Annotated in this window: 1 pseudogene; it reads right to left on the reverse strand. The window is 49.5% G+C overall.

Annotation, left to right across the window (positions count from 1 at the left end):
• Nucleotides 1-641: pseudogene (locus F993_RS20555) on the reverse strand (YadA-like family protein); the annotation flags it as partial.

Below are 641 nucleotides of genomic sequence, written 5' to 3' on the forward strand. Positions count from 1 at the left end.
GTGGTTCCGTCAATGTTGACATCACCCACTTGCACTGAATCAAAGTCTACATCTCGTGCAGTGGCAACTTCATAGTTGGTGCTGCCATCTGGATTGGTTGACTCAGTCACCACCATATTGTCACCTTCGGTGACGGTTGTTTTCGCTGCAACCGCTGCACCGCGTACAGAGTCAATCGCATCATGGATGTTGTTTTCACCCGTATTACCGACATTGCTAGTGGTCACTGAACCATCTGGGTTTAAGGTCGTCTCACCCCCAATTGAGTTACGAACACTGTCCGCAACACCATGAAGTTGCCCCCCATTAATCGCTTCAGTTGAACCTGCTGCAATCGCCCCATCTGTGAGCCCACTGATTTTGCCCGTGGTTCCATCAATCGTAACGTCACCTACCTCTACATTATTAAACTCAACATTATCTGCAGTTGCAACGTTATAGATATCTTGCCCATCGGCACCCGTGGTTTTAGAAACGGTAATGTTCTTGCCCGCTTCAACTTCGGTTTTCGCTGCTGCTGCTTCACCTTGAATCGCATCGGCAACGGTGTCATAGCCTTTGTCATTTACGGTGAACGGACCATTGAGACGACCGCCTTCATTGGTCACACCACCACCCAAGATATCGCCCGTAGAGGCAAC

It is taken from the genome of Acinetobacter proteolyticus, from assembly GCF_000367945.1.
In the GTDB taxonomy this organism is placed as follows: domain Bacteria; phylum Pseudomonadota; class Gammaproteobacteria; order Pseudomonadales; family Moraxellaceae; genus Acinetobacter; species Acinetobacter proteolyticus.